We start from the raw sequence: 18,190 nt of genomic DNA, 5'->3' as shown, positions 1-18,190 counted from the left end.
AGCAGATAAACGCCCACCAATGAACGAGCGAATTGTCGAAGAAGAAGTACGTCTTATCGGTAGCGACGGTGAGCAGTTAGGCGTAGTGCCTACCACCGAAGCGTTAGAGCGTGCTGAATCTGAAAGCTTAGATCTCGTGCAAATTTCAAATGCCGATCCCATTGTCTGTAAGATAATGGATTACGGTAAGTTTGTTTTTGAGAGCAAGAAGCAGAAAGCGGCTCAAAAGAAGAAGCAAAAGCAAATCCAGGTTAAGGAAGTTAAATTCCGTCCTGGCACCGATGAGGGCGATTATCAGGTTAAGCTGAAAAACCTGACGCGCTTTCTTGAAGGTGGTGATAAGGGCAAAGTCACATTGCGCTTCCGTGGTCGTGAAATGGCGCACCAAGATATCGGCCGTAAGCTGATGGAAAGGATTGCGGCTGATCTGGAAGAGATCGGCTTGGTAGAGTCTTTCCCGAAAATGGAAGGCCGCCAGATGATTATGATTATTGCCCCGAAAAAGAAGTGATCCAACGGCGATGCCAACGGGCTACCGGTAATACGGTGGTCGGCCCTGGATTTTCTAAAAAATATCGAGCGGAGTATTCCTCATGCCGAAAATCAAAAGCAACAGCGGCGCTGCTAAGCGCTTTAAAAAGACCGCTAATGGCTTTAAGCACAAGCAGTCTTTTCGTAGCCACATCTTGACCAAGAAATCGACTAAGCGTAAGCGTCAACTGCGCGGTATGAAGCAGGTTCACGCGTCCGATAAAGCGCTTATCCAGCGTATGCTGCCGAATTTATAATTCGGGTTTTCGTTTTTCTGAGTGCACAATTTTTTTGCCTCAGCCTTAAAGTCAGGAGTGTGTTATGACTCGAGTTAAACGTGGCGTAGTAGCGCGTCGTCGCCATAAAAAAGTACTGAAACTTGCTAAAGGTTATTACGGTGCGCGTTCGCGTGTATTCCGCGTTGCCAAGCAAGCCGTTATCAAAGCTGGTCAGTATGCTTACCGTGATCGTCGTAACCGTAAGCGCCAGTTCCGTGCACTGTGGATCCAGCGTATTAACGCCGGTGCTCGCATCAACGGTATGTCTTATAGCCGCTTTGTTGGTGGCCTTAAGAAAGCTGGGATCGAAATCGACCGTAAAGTATTGGCCGATTTGGCAGTACACGAGAAGGCTGCATTTGCTGCCATCGTGGAAAAAGCCAAGGCTGCCCAATAAGGTAAATTGCACTGGGCGCTTGCCCGTGTAAAGTACCTGAGGTCATTTTAGAGTGACCCATCCAGGGGAAGAGCAGCCGCTCTTCCCCTGTTTTTTTGCCACCTTCAACGTGCTACGCCATCTTCAGGGATGGACATCGCTTAATTCGGAGTGAAACGGATGGATCACCTTCCTACTCTGGTATCTGAGGCTCGCGACGCCATTCAGGCCGCGCAGAGTGTCGCCGCACTAGACGAGTTACGAGTAAGCTACTTAGGTAAGAAAGGTGAGGTGACTGCCTTGCTGAAAGGGCTGGGAAAGCTGTCAGCAGAAGAGCGACCTGCTGCGGGTGAGCGTATTAACCAGGCTAAGCAAACGCTGGCCAGCGAAATTGATGCTAAGCGCCAGCAGCTTGATAGCGCTGCGTTAAATGCGCGTTTGGCTGCAGAGAGCATCGATGTCACGTTGCCAGGGCGCAATCAGTCCCAGGGCGGTTTGCATCCGGTTACCCACACGCTTGAGCGTATCGAAGGGCTGTTTACACGCATCGGCTACGATGTGGCGATTGGGCCTGAAATTGAAGATGATTATCACAATTTCGAAGCGCTAAATATTCCGGCGCACCATCCTGCTCGTGGTATGGCCGACACCTTTTATTTTGATGCTACGCGCTTACTGCGCACTCACACCTCGCCAGTGCAAGTGCGTACGATGAAAGATCGCGAGCCGCCCATTCGTATCGTTTGCCCAGGCCGTGTTTATCGCAGCGATTCAGACTTGACCCACACACCGATGTTCCACCAGGTGGAAGGCTTATTGGTCGATGAAGGGGTTAGCTTTGCGGATCTTAAAGGGACGATCGAAGACTTTCTACAAGCATTTTTTGAGCGCGATGATCTTTCTGTACGTTTCCGTCCTTCGTACTTTCCATTCACTGAGCCTTCTGCCGAAGTGGATATTCAGTGCGTGATGTGTAGTGGGTCGGGCTGTCGCGTTTGTTCTCATAGCGGCTGGTTAGAAGTGATGGGGTGCGGCATGGTGCATCCTGAGGTTTTCCGTCACGCTGGTATCGACGCTGAACGCTACACCGGCTTTGCTTTCGGAATGGGGGCAGAGCGTTTAGCGATGCTGCGCTATGGCGTTAATGACTTACGCCTGTTTTTTGAAAACGATCTGCGTTTTCTACGCCAATTCGCTTAAAGCCGCTGCCGAATACAGGAAAAACCATGAAATTTTCAGAACAGTGGCTGCGTGAGTGGGTCTCGCCGCAGCTTGATACGCAGACAATCGCTGATCAAATCACCATGGCCGGCTTGGAAGTTGATGCTATTGAAGCCGTGGCCGCTGCCTTTAGTGGTGTGGTGGTGGCAAAGGTGTTGAGTAAAGAGAAACACCCCGATGCTGATAAGCTTAATGTGTGCACCGTTGACGACGGCTCCCAGGATCCTGTTCAGGTCGTTTGTGGTGCTGCCAATGTCGATGTAGGTCAGAAAATTGCCTTTGCACAGGTGGGCGGTGTGCTGCCGGGCGACTTTAAGATCAAAAAAGCTAAGCTGCGCGGCGTTGAGTCGCGTGGCATGATTTGCTCAGCATCCGAGCTGGGGCTTGAAGAAGAAACGTCACCCGGCATTCTGGTGCTGTCGGCATCAGCGCCTGTGGGGGCCGATTTTAGAGAGTATCTGCACCTCAATGATATGACGATTGAGGTTGATCTGACGCCCAATCGTGGTGACTGCTTAAGTATTAAGGGGCTGGCGCGCGAAGTTGGGGTGCTCAATCGTTTGGCGGTCAATGGCCCTGAAATCACGCCTGTAGCTGCCGATATTGACGATAGCTTTGCTGTCAGTGTCGAGGCGCCAGAGCAGTGCCCGCGCTATATTGGCCGCGTTATTAAAGGCGTCAATGTGCAGGCTGAAACGCCGCTCTGGATGGTCGAGCGTTTACGTCGTAGCGGCGTGAGATCCATAGACTCCGTGGTCGACATCACTAACTACGTGATGCTTGAGTTGGGGCAGCCGCTGCACGCCTTTGATCGTGACAATCTTCAAGGCGCTATCGTTGTGCGTATGGCCAAGCCTGACGAGCGTTTAACGCTGCTTGATGGCAGTGACGTGGCGCTGCGCCCTGAGACGCTAGTGATTGCTGATCATTCTGGCCCGTTAGCGATGGCAGGGGTGATGGGCGGCGAAAATTCCGGCGTTAATGAAAATACGCATACTATTTTCCTTGAGTCTGCTTTCTTTACACCGCTTGCCATTGCTGGTCAAGCGCGTTCTTACGGGCTGCACACCGACGCCTCGCATCGCTTTGAGCGCGGCGTCGACCCGCAGTTAACGTCACTCGCCGTTGAGCGAGCAACTCAGCTGCTGATTGATATCTGTGGCGGCCAGGCCGGGCCGGTAATTGACGTGCAAAGTGCTGGCAATATGCCTGAGCAGCGCTCGATAGTACTGCGCAGCGCTCGTTTAGAGATGGCGCTTTCCAAGTCGCTTGATAGCAACGACGTGACCGATATCTTGCAGCGCTTGGGACTAAGTGTCAGCCTGGAGGAGGGTGATTGGAACGTGGTTGCGCCCAGCTGGCGCTTTGATGTTGCTATTGAAGAAGACCTCATTGAAGAGATTGCGCGTATTCACGGCTATAACAATCTGCCGGTGCGTCGTCCAGCGGCACGCTTAGCCCTGCGATCTGCTGACGAAGCAACGCTCACTACATCACAGCTACGTCGCCAGATGGTTGCCCGCGGTTTCCAAGAGGCGATCACCTATAGTTTTGTTGCACCAGAGCTGCAGGCCGCTATTTTGCCTGACGCCGTTTCGCCCGTGCTCGCTAATCCTATCTCGGCTGATTTGTCGGTAATGCGCGCGAGCCTGTTCCCGGGCTTAGTACGTGCCATGGAATACAACCTCAATCGCCAGCAATCGCGCGTGCGTCTTTTTGAAACCGGGCTAGTATTCAACGGTGAGTTGGACGCATTGTCGCAAGTGCCGATGCTAGGTGCATTAGTCTGCGGAACGCGGGAAGCAGAAGGTTGGGGTGGTGCTAAAGAGCGCGTTGATTTTTACGATTTGAAAGGTGATTTGGAGAGCTTGCTGGCACTGGGCGGGGAGTCAGACGCCTGGCGTTTTGAGCCTTCAGAGCATCCGGCGCTTCATCCAGGGCAAAGTGCTCAGCTATTGCATAATGGCAAGTCGGCAGGCTGGATTGGGACGTTGCACCCGCAGGTTCGTGCAACGCTGGGCTTGAAGATGGATGCGGTGCTGTTTGAAGTGCGGCTAGATGCGCTAAGCCAGGGCCAGATTGCAGCGTTCGAACCGTTATCGCGTTTTCCTGAGGTGCGCCGAGATCTCGCGTTTATACTTAGCGATGCAACGCCCGTTCAGGCGCTGCTTGACTGTGCGAAGCAGAATGCCGGTGATTACTTGCAAAATATCAAACTATTTGATGTTTATTCAGGCAAAGGCGTTGCGGATGGGTGCAAGAGTATTGCGTTGGGCTTGACCTGGCAGCATCCATCGCGCACGCTAAACGATGAAGAAATCAATCAGTTGGTCGATTCAATCGTGACACAAGTGCGTGTCAAACTTGATGCTGAGCTGCGCGGCTGATAACAGCTAAGATTACGCTACGCCGCTTATCACGTTCTTGGCAATGCGTTTGCTGCTGTGTTTGCCTCAATGAAAAGGAGAAGCCCTATGGGTGCGTTGACCAAAGCAGAGCTGGCTGAACATTTGCATGCAGAGCTAGACCTGTCTAAGCGAGAAGCAAAGGCCATGGTCGAAGCTTTTTTTGAAGAGATTCGAGCCTGCCTGCGTGAGAACGAGCAGGTAAAGTTGTCGGGTTTCGGTAACTTTGATTTGCGTGATAAGCGAGAGCGTCCTGGGCGAAACCCTAAAACGGGTGAAGAAATTCCAATTTCTGCCCGGCGTGTGGTGACCTTTAGGCCAGGCCAAAAGCTCAAACAGCAGGTAGAGCACTACTTAGGTGGCGAGTGATCTTCCCATAGAATAGCTTGCGTTAAGTAGTGACGTTAAATAAACGCTTTTAAAGTACAGAAATGAGCGCTTCTTGAGGCGCTCTTTTTTTTGCGTCGTATTCGCCGACCGCGCTGAGACGTATGTCATTTTATTCAGCCATGTTAATATTTGAGCAAATTCATCGGGTATTTGCCGACTTGATGGCGGGTACTTTTGATAGGGGAGTGACGATGCCGAAGCTGAACATTTTAGTGGGTACAATGTATGGCGGCGCGTTAGATGTTGCAGAGCAGGTAAAGCCTCTTTTTGAGCAGGCCGGTTACACGGTGACTATTTCTGAGCAGCCAGCCTTGGTCGACATTACCGAAAATGACGCTGATTTGACGCTATTTTGTGTATCAACAACGGGCAGCGGCGATTTTCCCGGTAATTTTGTGCCTTTTGTACGTCATCTGCGCGATCAAAGCCCATCGCTCTCATCGTTGCGCTACGGTTTAATTGCCCTGGGCGATAGCTCCTATGGCGATACATTTTGTGGCGCAGGCAGGGCATTAGATATGCTGCTTGAAGATCATGGCGCTACTCGGTTAGGTGAGCGCCTAGACATCGATGCGATGGAAACGTTTATGGCCGATGATGCTGCCATTCCCTGGGTTGAAGAGTGGATTGTTGCCCAGCAGCTGAAGGTAGATTAAGTAATGCAGCGAGCTCCTACCTCACCTGAACGTATCAGCGTAGCGCTCGGCTTATGTGTGCTGATGCTTGCAGCGCTGCCGCGCTATCTGGCCGGTGGTCACGAAACGCGCCAGATTTTGATCGTAGCTGCTTTTGCCTTGGTGGCCGCTGCGGCTATCGTTCAGTGGCGAATGCTGTCATCCACTGCGCGCCAAAAACTACCGGCATTGCTCAAACGCCTTATTGTGATGATGCTGTTAGGTATGATCGCTATGGGGTGCTGGCATGCGCTATTTACCGACTGGATCAGCTGGCAGGTGTTTATTTCCCACGGCGCAACCCTTGGCGTACTCATGCATACGCTGAGCCTGTGGTGGAAAAAAGAACGCCAGGCAGAATAGTTTTGGAAGTAAAGATTGAAAAATTCGCTGCAAGAGGTACAAAGCAGTAGAATGGCAGAGATTACGTAACATGGGGCTAATAACGACCTTAAATACGTTCTAAGGCACCTAATTGCTCACGTATTGCCTTGTTTTTTAAAATCACTGCCCCCATGTTGCGAGCATGGCGCTTGCGACCATGCGTCGGGGTTCTTAAAATTACCCCCTTGAACTTATTACATGCAATCAACACAACGCCCAGCCGTTAGAGGACAATTCATGCAAGTTTCTGTCGAGACGACCTCCCAGATCGAACGCCGTATTACTATTCAAGTGCCGGCGGCCGAAATCGACGAGGCTGTTAGTGCTCGCTTGAAAGACACAGCGAAGAATGTTCGTTTGAACGGCTTTCGCCAGGGTCGGGTGCCAATGGCTGTCGTTAATCAGCGTTACGGCCAAGATGCGCGCAATGAAGTAGTTAATGAAGTGATGCGCGAACGCTATGTACGTGCCATTACTGATGAAGGCTTAAATCCAGCCGGATTCCCCAAAATTGAGCCTTCCGTCAACGAAGCCGGTAAAGATTTAGAGTTCGTTGCGGTGATGGAAATCTATCCGCAGATAGAGCTCGCTTCAATCGAAGGGACTGAGATTGAGCGTCCTGTCGTTTCAGTTAGCGATGCCGACGTTGATGAAATGATCGATACGCTGCGCAAGCAAAATGCAGGCTGGGAAGAAGTTGATGCCGCTGCTGCTGACGGAGATCAAGTTACTATTGATTTTCAGGGATTTATCGATGATGAGCCGTTTGAAGGCGGCAGCGCCGAAGGCCACTCCCTGGTTATCGGTTCAAACAGCTTCATTCCCGGTTTTGAAGAGCAGTTGATTGGTGCAAAAGCGGGAGAAGAGAAAACGCTTAGCGTTACCTTCCCAGCGGATTATCAGGCAGAGCACTTAGCCGGCAAAGAAGCGTCCTTTAAAGTGACGGTTCACAAGGTCAGCAGTCAGAAACTGCCTGACGTTGATGCTGAGTTCATCGAACGTTTTGGCGTTGAAGACGGCGACCAGGAAAAATTCCGCGCTGAAATCAAGAAAAATATGACACGTGAAGCGTCGCAGGCGGTTGATAATCGCGTTAAGCAGCAAGTTCTTGATGCGCTTAAAAGCGTCAATGACATTCCCGTGCCGAGTGGCTTAGTTCAGCAAGAAACGGACGGCATGAAGCGTCAGGCTGCGCAGCAGTTTGGTTTAGGCGAAGATTTCGATGTCAGCCAGCTGCCCAATGAGCTGTTCGAAGAGCAGGCTAAAGGACGCGTTCAGGTTGGCTTGTTGCTGGCTGAAGTGATTAAAGCGAATGAGCTTGATGCTGACGATGATGCAATCAAAGCTAAAGTGGCCGAGCTTGCTGAGCAGTACCAAGATCCTGATGAGGTTGTCAGCTATTACATGGGTAACGAGCAGCTGAAAACCCAGGTGAAATCTGCCATTCTCGAAGAAAAAGCAGTAGCGAAACTACTTGAATCAACGAACGTGAAAGACGTTGAAATGTCGTATCAGCAAGCCCTTGCCGCTGCGCAAAAGCAGGCCGAGCAAGATGAGGGTGCCGAAGAAGACGGCGAGCAAGCAAGCGCCTAACACCCTGGAACGTGGCGCATCCTGAGTTCGGTGCGCCTTTCCCTTTCCGGACGCAAGGAATCACCTGAATGAGTGAGTTCGATATTCAAAATGCCGGCGGTTTAGTGCCCATGGTGGTTGAGCAGAGCGCCAAAGGGGAAAGAGCCTACGACATCTATTCACGCTTGTTGAAAGAGCGTGTCATTTTTCTGGTAGGGCCTGTAGAAGATTACATGGCTAACCTGGTCGTCGCGCAACTGCTGTTCCTAGAGTCTGAAAATCCGGATAAAGACATTCATCTGTATATCAACTCGCCAGGTGGGTCGGTCACTGCGGGCATGTCTATTTACGACACGATGCAGTTTGTTAAGCCCGATGTGTCCACCGTTTGCATTGGCCAGGCGGCTAGCATGGGCGCACTGCTGTTGACCGCAGGCGCTGCAGGCAAGCGTTATTGCCTGCCTAACTCGCGCGTGATGATTCATCAGCCGCTAGGTGGTTACCAAGGCCAAGCGTCTGACATTGAAATTCATACCCGTGAGATTCTCGGTATTCGTGAGAAGCTGAATCAAATTCTTGCTCATCATACCGGGCAAGATATTGAAACCGTTTCGCGTGATACAGACCGCGATAATTTCATGAGCGCCAATAGAGCCAAAGAGTATGGCTTGATTGATGCAGTGCTGGATAAGCGGCCTACATCCTGATAGCGTGATAGGATTCTGCTTTTCTAACGAGCTTTTTCGGCGGCGTTAGCCGCCGCAGTGACAGAGGTATACGAATGGCCGACGGCAAAGGCAAGGACGAAGGTGGCAAACTCCTTTACTGCTCGTTTTGTGGCAAAAACCAAAATGAAGTACGTAAGCTGATTGCGGGCCCGTCCGTCTATATCTGCGATGAGTGTGTCGACTTATGTAATGACATCATTCGCGAGGAAGTTCTCGAAGCCGATGCCGAGAGCGACGAGGAGCGTTTACCTACGCCCCGCGAAATACGTCATACTCTGGATGATTACGTCATTGGGCAGGATCGCGCCAAAATGGTGCTATCCGTAGCGGTATATAACCACTACAAACGCCTGAAAACAGATGGACGCGACGGTGATGTTGAACTGGGCAAATCAAATATTTTGCTGATTGGGCCTACCGGTAGCGGTAAAACGTTGTTGGCTGAGACCATGGCGCGCTTATTGAATGTGCCGTTTACGATCGCTGATGCAACAACGCTAACGGAAGCCGGCTATGTCGGTGAAGATGTTGAAAACATTATCCAGAAGCTGCTGCAGAAGTGCGATTACGATGTCGAAAAAGCCGAGCGCGGCATCGTTTATATCGATGAAATCGACAAGATTTCACGTAAATCTGACAACCCTTCCATAACGCGTGATGTGTCGGGTGAGGGTGTTCAGCAGGCGCTGCTCAAATTGATTGAGGGGACTACTGCTTCCGTGCCTCCGCAAGGTGGCCGTAAGCATCCTCAGCAAGAGTTTGTGCAGGTCAATACGAGTAATATTTTGTTTATCGTCGGCGGCGCATTTGCAGGCCTAGACAAAGTTATTCGTGACCGTGCGGAAAAAGGCGGTATCGGTTTCAACGCTGCGGTTAAGAGCAAAGAGTCTTCCCGCGGCGTTGGCGAACTGCTCGCCGATGTTGAGCCAGAAGATCTGGTGAAATTCGGTCTGATTCCTGAGTTTGTAGGCCGCTTGCCGATTATCGCAACGCTGATGGAACTGACTGACGATGCGCTGGTGCAGATCCTAACCGAGCCGAAAAACTCGCTGATCAAGCAATACGCCAAGCTGTTCGAAATGGAAGACGTAGCGCTTGAGTTCAAAGATGAGGCCCTGCGTGCGGTTGCTGAAAAAGCCATGGAACGTAAGACAGGTGCACGCGGGCTTCGCTCTATTTTAGAGTCGGTACTGCTTGACACTATGTATGAAATCCCATCGCTTGAAGGCGTTAGCAAGGTGGTCATTGATGGCTCAGTGATTGCGGGTGAAAGTGAGCCTCTGCTGATTTACTCTCAGCAAGAAGAAGCCCGCGTCGACGGCACGGATGGCTAGTGTTCTAGTCGAGTGTCGTGGCCCAGCTTAACCGCTTGCGCTAATCCAGGGGGTCGCCTAGGCGGCCCCTTGTTTTTATGAAAGCGCTGTTGTGAAGTGTTACTACGTAGTCTGCTCAATGCTAATGCTTAATTAGGCAAGCGTTGTGAAGACTGTGCAGTACTTTTCCAAGTACTCCTTAAGTACTCATCCGATTTGCCGAGGAACGTCTGCGATGCAGCAGAACGCCGAACAGACTCAGTGTTTACCCCTTTTGCCATTGCGTGATGTCGTTGTCTATCCGCAAATGGTAATACCTCTTTTTGTAGGTCGTGAAAAGTCTATCCAGGCGCTCGAAGCGGCGATGGAGGCTGATAAGCGTGTATTGCTGGTTGCTCAACGAGAAGCTTCTCAGGACGATCCAGATAACGCCGATCTCTATGCCATGGGTACCGTGGCTGACATTATGCAGCTGCTTAAGCTGCCGGATGGAACGGTTAAAGTACTTATTGAAGGTAGTTTTCGCGCGGATGTTTTGGACGTTGAAGAAAATGCTGCTGGCTATACCCAGGCGTATTTGACGCCTCGGGAAAGCGAGCCGTTGACCTCTCGTGAGCAAGAAGCGCTGGTAAGGGTGCTGCTGAACCAGTTTGAACAGTACGTTAAGTTATCCAAGAAAGTCCCCAATGAAGTATTGAATTCGCTTTCAGGAATTGAAGATCCAAGTCGCTTGGTAGATACCATCTGCGCGCACTTATCGCTCAAAATTGGTGATAAGCAAGAGCTACTTGAGATGGATCGGGTGCGTGATCGCATAGAGCATTTGATGGCTCTGATCGAATCTGAAATTGATTTGCTTCAAGTAGAGAAACGCATCCGCTCTCGGGTTAAAGAGCAGATGGAAAAGACCCAGCGCGAGTACTATCTCAATGAGCAGATGAAGGCCATCCAAAAAGAGATGGGTGATCTTGATAATGTGCCTAATGAAGCTGAGAAGTACGAGCAGGCGATTAAAGAATCTGGCATGCCCAAAGAGGCCTCTGACAAAGCCACTCAAGAGCTTAATAAATTAAAAATGATGGCTTCTAATTCTGCAGAAGCTACCGTTGTACGCTCTTATCTGGATTGGTTAGTAGCGGTGCCGTGGAAAAAACGTACCCGCGTTAAGCATGACTTGGTAAAGGCTCAGCAGGTGCTGGATGAGGACCATTACGGTCTAGAAGAGGTGAAAGCACGCATTCTCGAATATCTTGCCGTGCAGAAGCGCGTGCGCAAGATGAAAGGGCCTGTGCTGTGCTTAGTCGGCCCGCCTGGGGTGGGTAAAACCTCGCTTGGTCAATCGATTGCCCGTGCCACCAATCGCAAATATGTGCGCTTGGCACTGGGCGGCGTACGCGATGAGTCAGAAATTCGCGGACACCGCCGGACCTATATCGGTTCGTTGCCAGGTAAATTGATGCAGCGAATGAGCCGTGCTGGTGTTAAGAACCCGCTTTTCTTATTAGACGAAGTTGATAAGTTGGGTATGGATCATCGTGGTGATCCTGCTTCTGCGCTGCTTGAAGTGCTGGACCCTGAGCAGAACAACAGCTTTAGCGATCATTATCTAGAGCTGGATTATGATCTCTCTGAGACGCTGTTTATCTGCACGGCTAACTCGATGAATATTCCCAGCGCGCTGCTTGATCGCATGGAAATTATTCGTCTGCCCGGTTACACCGAAGATGAAAAACTAGCAATTGCTAAGCGTTATTTATTGCCGAAGCAGTTAGAAGCTAACGGTTTAAAAGGCGATGAACTGACGTTGGAAGATAGCGCGTTGCTAGAGCTTATCCGCTATTACACCCGTGAAGCGGGTGTGCGCGAACTTGAACGACAAATCGCCAAGGTATCGCGTAAAGTTTTACGCGAGCGGCTGGAAAAAGAAAATGACCCGCAGGCTAGTCAGGCGGGGCAGAGCTTAACGGACGAGCAGATTGAACACTATGCTGGCGTGCGTCGCTATAGCTACGGCTTGGCTGAGCAGGAAGATCAAATTGGCCGAGTTACAGGCTTGGCGTGGACATCGGTGGGTGGTGAGCTGCTCAATATTGAGTCTGTCGTTACGCCGGGTAAAGGGCGCATCAACAAAACGGGCTCTCTTGGCGATGTGATGAAAGAGTCGGTAAGCGCTGCCCAAACGGTGGTTCGCGCTAGGGCCGAAGCCTATGGAATTGATCCCGATCGATTTGAGAAAGAGGATCTGCATATCCACGTGCCTGAAGGCGCCACGCCGAAGGATGGTCCCAGTGCCGGCATTGCGATGGTGACGGCGATTGTTTCCGCTTATACCCAGCGCGCAGTGCGCTGCGATGTTGCTATGACCGGTGAGGTTAATCTGCGCGGTGAAGTGCTGCCTATTGGTGGGTTGAAGGAGAAATTGCTGGCAGCCCGCCGCGGTGGTATAAAGACAGTGCTGATTCCTGAAGAAAACCGCCGTGATCTCAAGGAAGTACCGGATAATATCAAAGGTGCACTGGATATTCGTCCTGTACGCTGGATCGATGATGTTTTAGCCGTAGCGTTAGCTGATAAAGTAGAAAAAGGTGCACAGTTAAAAAATACTGAAGCATCGTTTAACAGTGACGTCGTTGCCAGTACTCATTAAGCGGTTGAGGCTCTTTTTGAGCTTTAATTTTACTTAATATTTTGCCCGCCGTCTTGTGTGGCGGGTGTTTCGAGGCATGGTTGCTCGACATGGGTTGCTTGACATAGCTTTCGAGGCATTGCTATAAAACGCAGCTATGCTTTGATAGTCATACCCATCGGTGCCATGCCGTTCAGAGCCATTTTTTTTGAAATAGTCAAGGGGTGAAGAGTGAATAAGTCCGAGCTGATTGAAGCCATTGCCGCGTCTGCAGATATTCCTAAAGCAGCGGCAACCCGCGCATTGGATGCCATGGTGGAGTCTGTCACCGATAGCCTGAAGAAAGGTGAAAGCGTATCGTTGGTAGGTTTTGGTACCTTCGCAATCAAAGAGCGAGCCGCTCGAACTGGTCGCAATCCACAAACCGGTCAGCCGATCCAGATCAGTGCTGCAAAAGTGCCCAGCTTCAAAGCAGGTAAAGCGCTGAAAGACGCCGTTAACTAATTTGGCAGCGTGTGTTGTAACCAATGGGCGCATCGCACTGGCGATGCGCCCATGTTATTTTCTGGCCCCCTGTTTGTTAGGATTTGGCGGGTCGATGTGTTTGGCTGTGACTATCTGAGGCTAGTATGCTGCAAAGTATTCGAGATGGCTCCAGGAGCTGGGGTGCCAAAATTATTATCGGTGTTATGGTTGCGGCCATGGCATTTTTCGGGATTGAGTCACTGTTCGGGCTTTTTGGTAGCGATCCGAATGAAGTGGCGAGCGTCAATGGCCAGCCAATTATGCGTCAGCAGGTTGAGCTAGAGGTGCAGCGAGCGCTTCGTTCAGGGCAAGTGCCTCCAGAGCAAGAGCGCGCCTTGCGTAGCGACATGCTCGATCAGCTCATCACTCAGCAACTGCTGTCTCAATATGCTAAAGACGGTGGTTTTAGCGTTTCTGATCAGCAGTTAGATCAGATGATTGTTGGCCTGCCTGAGTTTCATGATCAGGATGGGCGTTTCTCCGCCGACGTATTTCGTAATCGCTTAGCGGGCGCCGGCTATACGCCGATGTCGTTCCGTCAAGAGCTACGCGTTGATATCCAGCGCCAGCATTTGCAGCAAGGCCTCGCCTTCAGCGACTTTAGCCTACCTAATGAGCAGAGCCGACTAGCGGAGCTACAGCGCCAGCAGCGTGATTTCCGCTATGTCGTATTGGATGGCTCGACTCTAGAGGCTGATACCGCCGTCGACGAAGAGGCAATGCAGGCTTATTACGATGCTAATCAGGCCCGCTTTGAACGTCCTGAACAAGTACGTCTTGAATACGTATTACTTGACCGTAGCGCAATGGCGCAAGATCGTGAGGTCGATGAAGACGCATTAATGGATGCATGGCGCGAGCAAAACCGCGCGGCGGATCGTCGCGTCTCTCACATCATGGTGACCTTCGGTGGTGAGCGCTCTCGTGATGAGGCTCAGGCCTTAGCAGAAACCGCTCGCGACGCATTGGATGACGGTGAATCTTTTGAGGACGCCGCGTTACGCTATTCTGATGATACTGCTAGCGCTGAAGAGGGCGGCGATCTTGGCGTTATTAGCCGCGGCTTCTTTGGCGATGCCTTTGATGAGGCCGCCTTTGGCCTTGAAGAAGGTGATATTTCTCAGCCGGTCGAGCTGGACGGTGCTTTCCATATTATCCAAGTAACGGATATACAAGGCCCTTCGTTTGAAGAGCAGCGTGATGAGCTAGCGCGTGAAGTAGCCCTGCGCGATGTTGATAGCGATTTTAATCAGCAGGCTCAGAAGCTAATCGATGAGAGCTTTGCCGCGGATGACTTGCAGGGTGTTGCCGACCAGATTGGCTTAACGCTCAATGAAAGCGATTGGCTTAGCCGCGATGACCAAGGCGAGGGCGTGCTGTCTGAGCCTGGCGTGATGTCGGCTGCCTTCAGTAGTGATGTGCTGGAGGAAGGCTATAACAGCGAAGTGATTGAACTCGATCCTGATCGCCGCATGGTACTGCGGATTGCCGAGCAGCGCGATGCTACGCTGCTATCGCTAGACGATGTTCGCGAAGAGGTTGAAATCTCTGTAGCAGCCGAGCAGCAGCAGCAGGCGCTGCGTGAAGAAGCGCAGGCGTTAATTACTCAGCTAAAAGACAGCGGCCAAGCCGATATTGACTGGTTAGACGCTGATAACGTTAGTCGTCAGGCCGATACAACGGTGCCTCAGGTTATTGTGCAAGAAGCTTTCCGCATGACGCACCCTGAAGAAGATCAAAGCGTCTATGCATCGGTTGAGCTGCCGCAAGGCGTTGCCATTGTGGCGCTCGATAGCGTTAGCGATGGGGACGTCGACGAGCAGATGGAGGCGTTTGTCACCCAAATGTCTGAGCAGCTACGCGCTCAATCGGTTCTACAAGGATTGATTGAGGATCTGTACAGCGATGCAGACATCAAGCGTTAACGGCGTATTGCCTGTTTGAAAAAAAGCCGATCTTTGTGATCGGCTTTTTTAGTAGGGCGGCTTAATAATCAGGCGCTGGGCGGTTGTGCTAACGTGAATTGACGTAGCTGTGGCGAAGCTACGTCCGCGGACTCAATGACAATATCCCAGCCGTGTTGTGCATCCCAGTCGCCAAGCACATAGCGCTTGGCGGGAACGCCTTCCACCGTCACATCATGTACCAACGGACGATGCGTGTGACCATGAATCATGGTGGCAACGCCGTAGCGCTCCATCAGCGAAGTGACCTCTTGCGGGGTTACATCCATGATTGCCTCGGCCTTCGTTGCATTGGCTTCGCCCGACTGCATACGCAGGCTTTTAGCCAGCTCCAGGCGCTGTTCTAAAGGTAGGGCAAGCATCTGTGCTTGCCACTCTGGATTACGCGACTGAGCACGAAAAGCCATATAGGCCTGATCCATGGTGCACAGGCTATCGCCGTGCAGCAGCACGACGGAGATACCCTGAATTTCTACTTCGTGAACATCGGGTAACAGCGTTGCCTGGCAGGCCGTTACGAAGCGCTCACCGAGCAGAAAATCGCGGTTACCGTGCATCAGGTAAATATGAGTGCCATCGTCGCTCAGCTTACGTAAGCGCTGAATGACCTCTTGTGCAACGCGGCTGAGCGGTTCAGCGTTAGCGTCAATAAGATCATCGCCAATCCAGGCATCAAACAGATCACCCAGGATATATAGGGCATCGGCGCCAGGGGCGGTGTGTTCCAGGTAGTCATAAAACCCCTGATTAAGCTCAGGGGTATCGCTACTTAGATGCAGGTCGGCAACAAGCAGTGTGCGCATAAAGCTCCCGGCATTCGTTATTCAGCGTCTTTGACGTAGGCGCGCTCAATAATGACATCTTCAGCAGGCACATCGGCGTGCATGCCGCGGCGCGTGGTGGCTACGTTTTTGATCTCGTTCACAACATCCATACCCTCAACGACTTCACCAAATACCGCATAGCCCCAGCCTTGCAGATTTTTGCCGCTATGATTCAGGAAGCTATTGTCGCCCACATTAATGAAAAACTGCGCCGTCGCAGAGTTTGGATCCTGGGTACGAGCCATGGCTAGCGTGCCAATCGTGTTTTTCAAGCCATTGTCGGCTTCATTGTCTATAGCGTCACGGGTAGGCTTTTGCTCAAAGTCTTTATCGAAACCGCCGCCTTGGACCATGAAGCCGTCGATTACCCGGTGAAACAACGTGCCGTCATAAAACCCGTCGCGGACGTACTGTTCAAAGTTCGCCGCGCTGATCGGCGCTTTTTCATAGTTAAGAGCGATGGTGATGTCACCGTGGTTCGTCTGTAATACGATCATTGGTAAATTCCTGTTCAATAAAGGCGTTCGCCTTGGCGCTGTGCATCGGCGTCACGTTATAATAGCTGTTTTGCCCTGCACCGCGAAGGCCCATAGGAGTATCCTATGTTTTTAAGGGATGTTTTTAAGGGATATTTTCACGGCATGCCTTCACTGCTTAGTACGCCATCCACCAGAGGTTATCAACACCACCATGACCAACGAGACCACCCCAGCGCCGAACTTCATTCGCAACCAAGTACGCGACGAAATCGAGGGCGGCCAGGTCACTAAAATCGTGACACGCTTTCCCCCGGAGCCGAACGGCTTTTTACATATCGGCCATGCGAAGTCGATCTGTCTAAACTTCGGGTTGGCGGAGCAGTTGGGTGGCGAGTGTCATCTACGTTTTGACGACACCAACCCGGCGAAAGAAGAGCAGGCTTACATCGATGCGATCAAAGAAGACGTTAGCTGGTTAGGCTTTGAGTGGTCAGGCCCCGTGCGTTTTGCGTCGGACTACTTCGATCAGCTTTACGCCTGGGCGCAGCACTTGATGCGTGAAGGCAAAGCCTATGTCGACGATCTTTCACCGGATGAAATTCGGGAGTATCGCGGCACGCTGACGTCGCCAGGCAAGCCCAGCCCTTATCGCGAGCGCAGCGCCGAAGAGAACCTGGATTTGCTAGCGCGCATGCGTGAAGGTGAATTTGGTGAAAGTGAAAAAGTCGTGCGTGCAAAAATTGATATGGCGTCTCCTAATATCAATCTGCGCGATCCCATCCTTTATCGTATTCGTCACGCCAGCCATCACCAAACGGGCGATAAATGGAAAATTTATCCTTCTTATGATTTCACCCACGGTCAGTCGGATGCCATTGAAGGCATTACCCACTCAATCTGCACCTTGGAATTTGAAGATCACCGGCCCCTTTATGAGTGGTTTTTGAACAACCTGCCGGTGCCTGCAAAACCCCGCCAAATCGAGTTTGCCCGGCTCAATCTGGATTACACGCTGACCTCCAAGCGCAAGCTGAAGCTGCTGGTTGACGAAAACATTGTCAATGGCTGGGACGACCCTCGCATGCCGACTATTTCTGGTATGCGTCGTCGTGGCTATACGGCGGCGTCTATTCGTAAGTTCTGCGAGATGATTGGCGTTACCCGTGCTGATGGTGGCTTGGTCGATATCGCAATGCTGACCCATGCGATTCGCTCGGATCTCGAAGACAATGCGCCGCGCGCCATGTGTGTATTGAAGCCGCTGAAAGTCGTGCTGACCAACGTTCCGGTAGACCACGAAGAAATGTACGAAGTGCCTGGGCACCCCGCGCGGGATGATATGCCGATGCGCAAGGTGCCGTTCACTAGGGAGCTCTACATCGACCAAGAAGACTTTATGGAAGATGCGCCCAAAAAGTTCTTCCGCCTGGCGCCAGGTAAAGAAGTCCGTTTACGCAATAGCTACGTGATTCGCTGCGATGAAGTAATTAAAGATGCCGCCGGCGAAATTAGCGAGCTGCACTGTTCGGTTGATTTTGACACCCTGGGCAAAAACCCTGAAGGGCGTAAGGTTAAAGGTGTGATTCATTGGGTTAGCGCACCTCACGGCGTGCCGGTAGAAGTGCGTCTGTATGACAACCTGTTCACCATTGAGCAACCTGATCGTGATAAAGATGGCGATTTTCTTGATCACCTCAATCCTGAGTCGCTCACTGTATGCCAAGCCATCGGCGAGCCTAGCCTTGCGCAAGCAGCTCCTGAGTCACGCTTTCAATTTGAACGTGTCGGCTACTTCTGCGCTGATCGCCACGACACCACGCCCGAAAAGCTCGTGTTTAACCGTACCGTAGGTCTGAAAGATAGCTGGGCTAAAATCAAGCAGAAGGGTTAAGGGCTGAGA

The 18,190-nt window shown here is 51.5% G+C and carries 17 protein-coding genes; 15 read left to right on the top strand and 2 right to left on the bottom strand.

The window, feature by feature from the left end:
• Positions 1-19: 19 nt before the first annotated feature.
• The 14 genes from infC (at position 20) to KUO20_RS08260 (ending at position 14,948) form a co-directional block, all read left to right on the top strand.
• Positions 20-511: a translation initiation factor IF-3 gene (gene infC / locus KUO20_RS08325; RefSeq protein ID WP_141393037.1), complete on the top strand. Its 492-nt coding sequence runs from the start codon at positions 20-22 to the stop codon at positions 509-511.
• 82 nt (positions 512-593) lie between these two features.
• Entirely contained in the window at positions 594-788 is a 195-nt protein-coding gene (rpmI, locus tag KUO20_RS08320; protein WP_039181842.1) for a 50S ribosomal protein L35, read from the top strand.
• A 64-nt stretch (positions 789-852) separates the two neighbouring features.
• The gene (rplT, locus tag KUO20_RS08315) at positions 853-1,206 is read left to right on the top strand and encodes a 50S ribosomal protein L20 (protein WP_078087679.1); all 354 of its coding nucleotides are present in this window, start codon (positions 853-855) and stop codon (positions 1,204-1,206) included.
• 159 nt (positions 1,207-1,365) lie between these two features.
• Positions 1,366-2,385: a phenylalanine--tRNA ligase subunit alpha gene (gene pheS / locus KUO20_RS08310; RefSeq protein ID WP_235042381.1), complete on the top strand. Its 1,020-nt coding sequence runs from the start codon at positions 1,366-1,368 to the stop codon at positions 2,383-2,385.
• Between the two features lie 26 nt (positions 2,386-2,411).
• Entirely contained in the window at positions 2,412-4,793 is a 2,382-nt protein-coding gene (gene pheT / locus KUO20_RS08305; RefSeq protein ID WP_235042380.1) for a phenylalanine--tRNA ligase subunit beta, read from the top strand.
• Between the two features lie 87 nt (positions 4,794-4,880).
• Positions 4,881-5,180, top strand: coding sequence for an integration host factor subunit alpha (locus KUO20_RS08300; RefSeq protein ID WP_235042379.1), 300 nt, complete (start codon positions 4,881-4,883; stop codon positions 5,178-5,180).
• Positions 5,181-5,392: 212 nt separating this feature from the next.
• Complete coding sequence (locus KUO20_RS08295; RefSeq protein ID WP_235042378.1) at positions 5,393-5,857, top strand: flavodoxin; 465 nt, start codon at positions 5,393-5,395, stop codon at positions 5,855-5,857.
• 3 nt (positions 5,858-5,860) lie between these two features.
• Entirely contained in the window at positions 5,861-6,238 is a 378-nt protein-coding gene (locus KUO20_RS08290) for a hypothetical protein (RefSeq protein WP_235042377.1), read from the top strand.
• A 258-nt stretch (positions 6,239-6,496) separates the two neighbouring features.
• Positions 6,497-7,852, top strand: coding sequence for a trigger factor (tig, locus tag KUO20_RS08285; protein ID WP_235042376.1), 1,356 nt, complete (start codon positions 6,497-6,499; stop codon positions 7,850-7,852).
• 68 nt (positions 7,853-7,920) lie between these two features.
• Positions 7,921-8,538 carry an ATP-dependent Clp endopeptidase proteolytic subunit ClpP gene (clpP, locus tag KUO20_RS08280; protein WP_096279853.1) on the top strand — a complete coding sequence of 206 codons (618 nt, stop codon included), beginning with the start codon at positions 7,921-7,923 and terminating at the stop codon, positions 8,536-8,538.
• Between the two features lie 74 nt (positions 8,539-8,612).
• Positions 8,613-9,893, top strand: coding sequence for an ATP-dependent Clp protease ATP-binding subunit ClpX (clpX, locus tag KUO20_RS08275; protein ID WP_235042375.1), 1,281 nt, complete (start codon positions 8,613-8,615; stop codon positions 9,891-9,893).
• Between the two features lie 214 nt (positions 9,894-10,107).
• Entirely contained in the window at positions 10,108-12,519 is a 2,412-nt protein-coding gene (gene lon / locus KUO20_RS08270; protein WP_235042374.1) for an endopeptidase La, read from the top strand.
• 210 nt (positions 12,520-12,729) lie between these two features.
• A complete protein-coding gene (locus KUO20_RS08265) occupies positions 12,730-13,002 on the top strand; it encodes an HU family DNA-binding protein (protein ID WP_007114333.1) in 273 nt (90 codons plus the stop codon).
• Between the two features lie 125 nt (positions 13,003-13,127).
• Complete coding sequence (locus KUO20_RS08260) at positions 13,128-14,948, top strand: SurA N-terminal domain-containing protein (protein WP_235042373.1); 1,821 nt, start codon at positions 13,128-13,130, stop codon at positions 14,946-14,948.
• A gap of 68 nt (positions 14,949-15,016) precedes the next feature.
• On the opposite strand, the gene KUO20_RS08255 is transcribed toward KUO20_RS08260, so the two are convergent.
• Entirely contained in the window at positions 15,017-15,790 is a 774-nt protein-coding gene (locus tag KUO20_RS08255) for a UDP-2,3-diacylglucosamine diphosphatase (RefSeq protein ID WP_235042372.1), read from the bottom strand.
• 17 nt (positions 15,791-15,807) lie between these two features.
• On the bottom strand, positions 15,808-16,308 hold the full coding sequence (locus KUO20_RS08250; protein WP_235042371.1) for a peptidylprolyl isomerase: 501 nt from the start codon (positions 16,306-16,308) through the stop codon (positions 15,808-15,810).
• Between the two features lie 193 nt (positions 16,309-16,501).
• On the opposite strand from KUO20_RS08250, the gene KUO20_RS08245 reads away from it, so the two are divergent.
• On the top strand, positions 16,502-18,181 hold the full coding sequence (locus KUO20_RS08245) for a glutamine--tRNA ligase/YqeY domain fusion protein (RefSeq protein WP_235042370.1): 1,680 nt from the start codon (positions 16,502-16,504) through the stop codon (positions 18,179-18,181).
• The last annotated feature ends 9 nt before the right edge of the window (positions 18,182-18,190 follow it).

Origin of the sequence: Vreelandella profundi, assembly GCF_019722725.1 — a bacterium.
GTDB lineage: Bacteria > Pseudomonadota > Gammaproteobacteria > Pseudomonadales > Halomonadaceae > Vreelandella > Vreelandella profundi.
The sequence above is the reverse complement of the archived record's forward strand: the minus strand, read 5'-3'. Positions and strand labels throughout refer to the sequence as shown.

Excerpts from the sequence above, each read along its gene's own strand:
- infC (WP_141393037.1), top strand. The coding sequence starts at position 20 with ATGAACGAGCGAATTGTCGAAGAAGAAGTACGTCTTATCGGTAGCGAC.
- rpmI (WP_039181842.1), top strand. The coding sequence starts at position 594 with ATGCCGAAAATCAAAAGCAACAGCGGCGCTGCTAAGCGCTTTAAAAAG.
- rplT (WP_078087679.1), top strand. The coding sequence starts at position 853 with ATGACTCGAGTTAAACGTGGCGTAGTAGCGCGTCGTCGCCATAAAAAA.
- pheS (WP_235042381.1), top strand. The coding sequence starts at position 1,366 with ATGGATCACCTTCCTACTCTGGTATCTGAGGCTCGCGACGCCATTCAG.
- pheT (WP_235042380.1), top strand. The coding sequence starts at position 2,412 with ATGAAATTTTCAGAACAGTGGCTGCGTGAGTGGGTCTCGCCGCAGCTT.
- KUO20_RS08300 (WP_235042379.1), top strand. The coding sequence starts at position 4,881 with ATGGGTGCGTTGACCAAAGCAGAGCTGGCTGAACATTTGCATGCAGAG.
- KUO20_RS08295 (WP_235042378.1), top strand. The coding sequence starts at position 5,393 with ATGCCGAAGCTGAACATTTTAGTGGGTACAATGTATGGCGGCGCGTTA.
- KUO20_RS08290 (WP_235042377.1), top strand. The coding sequence starts at position 5,861 with ATGCAGCGAGCTCCTACCTCACCTGAACGTATCAGCGTAGCGCTCGGC.
- tig (WP_235042376.1), top strand. The coding sequence starts at position 6,497 with ATGCAAGTTTCTGTCGAGACGACCTCCCAGATCGAACGCCGTATTACT.
- clpP (WP_096279853.1), top strand. The coding sequence starts at position 7,921 with ATGAGTGAGTTCGATATTCAAAATGCCGGCGGTTTAGTGCCCATGGTG.
- clpX (WP_235042375.1), top strand. The coding sequence starts at position 8,613 with ATGGCCGACGGCAAAGGCAAGGACGAAGGTGGCAAACTCCTTTACTGC.
- lon (WP_235042374.1), top strand. The coding sequence starts at position 10,108 with ATGCAGCAGAACGCCGAACAGACTCAGTGTTTACCCCTTTTGCCATTG.
- KUO20_RS08260 (WP_235042373.1), top strand. The coding sequence starts at position 13,128 with ATGCTGCAAAGTATTCGAGATGGCTCCAGGAGCTGGGGTGCCAAAATT.
- KUO20_RS08255 (WP_235042372.1), bottom strand. The coding sequence starts at position 15,790 with ATGCGCACACTGCTTGTTGCCGACCTGCATCTAAGTAGCGATACCCCT.
- KUO20_RS08250 (WP_235042371.1), bottom strand. The coding sequence starts at position 16,308 with ATGATCGTATTACAGACGAACCACGGTGACATCACCATCGCTCTTAAC.
- KUO20_RS08245 (WP_235042370.1), top strand. The coding sequence starts at position 16,502 with ATGACCAACGAGACCACCCCAGCGCCGAACTTCATTCGCAACCAAGTA.